Below are 3,722 nucleotides of genomic sequence, written 5' to 3'. Positions count from 1 at the left end.
AGATAATGGAGAGGATTTAGCGATTCCGGCTTATATCCGTGACTTCCAAAAGGTGCATCACCTTATCAACCAGAACATTACAAATGCACGAATATTCATACCACCAACTACTGAAATCAACATTCGAAAATGCGCTTCTTCACCTTTACTTTAAAGTGAGTGCTTCCCGTAGCTTTATCAAAGAAGAAGCTCGAAACAAGATCATTATCGATTTTTTAAAGCCGAAGATTAAGCTGGGTCGATATAGCATTATTAAGAAAAAGCTGAAGACCATTTGCTTGATGAAAAACAAGTTTGGTTCAATTGAAAGGCAATTGCTCAACATTCTAAGCCAACATTACGCGATAGAAAGCAAAAACGATGTTGATAAACTTTACATTTTATTGGATTACTTTGAACGAGCAGGGTTAACAACAAAACTTATTGAAGAAACTCCTGAGCAAGAAGTCAATGTTGTTTATCTCGATAGGGCACATATTAATCATTGTTTTGATGAGGACAATCGCCAGATTGCACCTATCTCACTATTCATACATACCTATGAACTTGATTATTTTATAAAGTGTTTAACAGAACAGCTTTACTTTAAGTTCGAGCTGTATCAAGCCAATGAAAAGTTAAGTAACTACCACTATCAACTGCACCCTTATATCACATTTAATGGTGCATCATAAATGTGATATAAGATAAAAATAACGGTAAGTTCGGGCCTGTTGCAAAAATATTGATAAGTGAGTTCAGCCATTCCGTTTTCCATTTCTAATTGAAAACCACCTCAACATTGAAGAGGCGGTTCATGAAGGCAGATCTCTCCCGCGCAAGGGGTTTACGTTCATCACGACGTAACCAGAAATCAAACTGCCCTTTGTTTAACATCCGCTCGAAGCCGTCTCTCCTTCTTCAATCAGGTCATCGCATTGGCATATGAAGAATGCTTGTCGGTGTTTAATGTATGAGGCTGCCACTCTTTTTGATAGTGGTGCAAACACCGCTTAAGAAACTGATAAGCCGCCTATTTATTACGTTTATGGGATAAATAAAGTCCAGCGTCTCACCCTGCTTGTTGATAGCTCGGTACAGATAATGCCACTTTCCTTTTACCTTGACGTAGGTTTCATCGAGCTGCCACGAAGAGTCTGCTCGGATAAATTGACGACGGCGTAATTTTTTCCGTAATGCTGGGGCATATTCAATAAACCACCGATAAATAGTTGAACGGTTAACCGAAATTTCTCGCTCCTGCAGCATATTGCTGAGATTAGCGTAGTTCATAAAAGTTGAACATACCAACATAGATATCAAGGAATGATTTCAGGGGCAAAGTGTTTCCATTTAAACTCGTTCGCCATTGATTTTACCAATCATTACTACAAACAATGATAGTTTCAGCTTTGAGCTGATTTTTTGCAACAAGCCCCCTCTTGAGGGAGCAACCCTCTCTGAACCATTCTGTTTCCTCGCAAACTAAGTGTACCTGCAGCACGGGTCTGCCATGACCTAACTTATAATTGCGACACAACCTCAATGTATGGGAACAAAGGGGGCAAATTACAATGATAGGGACACAATTAGAGGTATTGTAGTTAGTGATACCGAACAGCTCATTTTGCTCTACAGTAAGGTGCATACAGTTCGTGATTTTAAACAAATATCAAGTAATAGTGGAGTGTTGGTAATTCACATCAAGAACGATGATATATTTCTGAGTGATTGTGAGCTTAATTGTTTGGCAGATATTCTACTTGCTGACATGGTTGAGCAGATAGTTTGGTGTGTTGATCGCAAAGAACTTTTCACAATTCTGGATGCACCGTGAAGACGATTACTTTTTTGTGATGCTGTCTGACAAAGACTATTTGAGAACCGGCCGTTACGACTTAACGTTGTTTTATACCCAGCCGAAACCCGATGCGGTCTCGCATTTTTAAATAAAAGTGAATGAGCATGAAAAGAAGATTACCAATTGTCCTGGGCGCCTTGTTAGGCGTAGTTGTATCGATTGTCGTGATGCAGATGTCGGTTTTACCGGCATGGATGGCGCATCCTGAATTTTTACAAAATCTGGCCGCTGAGTGCGTTAGCGGCCAACACAGGCAATGCGGTGTATGAAACCAAAGGCATGGACGCGTACAATGAGTATCATCGCGTCTTATTTGCGACAGGATACAATGAGGGGCATTTGACCCAAGAAGACATCCAAATGGCATTATCAAAAGTCTCGTTGTCGCAAGATGAACTGACGTTAGCGGATGACAAGACTGAGCGCGCCCTGTCCTTGTTCCAAACCTTGGGGTTTCAGGGGAGGCCAGCGTTGATTGTCATGCCGACGGTAAACCCAACAGCGGAGAACATCCACGTCATCTTTTCCGCAAACCCAACCCAAATCAAGCAGGCGGTCGCTGAGATAAAACGAGCGCTTTAAATAAAGAGATGAAGTCAACGAGCAATGACATTCAGGGGGACAAGCCTGACATTTTAACGCCAAACAAGCATAGCTTGTTGATGACAGTCAGTCTTGAGGGGCAAAGTTTACGCACTGACGACGCCCCAAGCTCTGGCTGGACACATGACACTCTCTGAAGCTGGTCGACTTTTTCCTGCCACAGTGGCGCCGAGGCTTTTCTAGGTGAACAATGGATAGGTTCTACCGAAATTTAAGTTATCCACCGTTTCGGGTGATAAGTCGTTTTTTTGGAGAAAAATCAAGTAAATGAAGACGAAATGAAAATCGCGGTAAAAGCCGTCTTAATACTGACACTGAGGGGCTGTCGCAAAAAATTGGACAGAGGATGACACTACCATGGTCTGCAGTAATGACGGGGGAAATCATTACTACAAACAATGATAGTTTCAGCTTTAAGCTGATTTTTTGCAACAAGCCCCTTCTAGACACGCTAGGTCTTAGGGAGAGAGATTGAAGATAAAGTGGGGATGTTACGTTATAAATCCTTAACGTAGGATAATTTACTAATCCCCTGTCTATCCCTCTTACCACTAAACGGTCTGTCACGTCTTTATTATGATTTGCGACAGACCCTCTATTTTATCTAATGCACCAGAGAGTTTCTGAATATAGGCCTTGTAAATATTTATCATTCAGTTCCGAAAATTGCGCACCTTACTCTTCTACCGTTGTTAATATCTACCTGAATCATTTAATACAAAAGTAAATTGGAGTATCAGATATGTTCAAAAATATGCATAAAATGGAAGAACCATTAGTTATTTGTAATGTATGGGATGTACCAAGCGCGAAGATCGCCGAGAGTGTCGGTTTTTCTGTCCTTGGTACTTCTAGCGCGGCTATTGCTAATAGCCTTGGGAAGGAAGATGGAGAAAATATCCGTTTCAAAGACCTTTTGTCGATTGTAAAAGCAATTGTTAAGTCTACAGAACTGCCTTTGACCGTAGATCTTGAATCTGGCTACGGAGATACGCCTGAAATTATAGCAAAGAATATTATTGAATTAGTTAAAGTTGGAGTTGTTGGAGTCAACATAGAAGACAGTGTCGTGGTAGACGGTGAAAGAAGCTTGCGTGACAGCTCCCTATTCGGTAAAACAATAGAAAAAGTTAAAGAATGCATTCGCGAAGCAAGTCTTGATACTTTTATTAATGTCAGAAGTGACGTGTTCTTACTTAATGTTGAAAATCCTCTTGCAACTAGTATTGAGAGAATTAATAAATATCAACAAGCGGGCGCAGATGGCATTTTTCTACCC

At 40.8% G+C, this 3,722-nt stretch carries 3 protein-coding genes and 1 pseudogene; 3 read left to right on the top strand and 1 reads right to left on the bottom strand.

What is annotated here, in order from left to right; all coding sequences use genetic code 11:
* Nucleotides 1-83 precede the first annotated feature (83 nt).
* On the top strand, nt 84-674 hold the full coding sequence (locus HRQ85_RS25970; protein ID WP_172380979.1) for a DUF2913 family protein: 591 nt from the start codon (nt 84-86) through the stop codon (nt 672-674).
* Nucleotides 675-759: 85 nt separating this feature from the next.
* Here the strand turns inward: HRQ85_RS25970 and HRQ85_RS25965 are convergent.
* Nucleotides 760-1,349 (bottom strand): annotated as a pseudogene (locus tag HRQ85_RS25965) (IS6 family transposase).
* A gap of 830 nt (nt 1,350-2,179) precedes the next feature.
* Here HRQ85_RS25965 and HRQ85_RS25960 point away from each other — a divergent pair.
* Together HRQ85_RS25960 and HRQ85_RS25955 are read left to right on the top strand one after the other, a co-directional pair.
* Nucleotides 2,180-2,422, top strand: coding sequence for a hypothetical protein (locus tag HRQ85_RS25960; RefSeq protein WP_172380978.1), 243 nt, complete (start codon nt 2,180-2,182; stop codon nt 2,420-2,422).
* A gap of 763 nt (nt 2,423-3,185) precedes the next feature.
* The coding region (locus HRQ85_RS25955; RefSeq protein WP_172380977.1) for an isocitrate lyase/PEP mutase family protein at nt 3,186-3,722 on the top strand (537 nt) is incomplete at its 3' end.

The organism is Vibrio sp. Vb339 (assembly GCF_902751245.1).
GTDB classification, from domain to species: domain Bacteria; phylum Pseudomonadota; class Gammaproteobacteria; order Enterobacterales; family Vibrionaceae; genus Vibrio; species Vibrio coralliirubri.
Note: the sequence above shows the minus strand (reverse complement) of the source record. Positions and strands in the feature narration are given on the sequence as shown.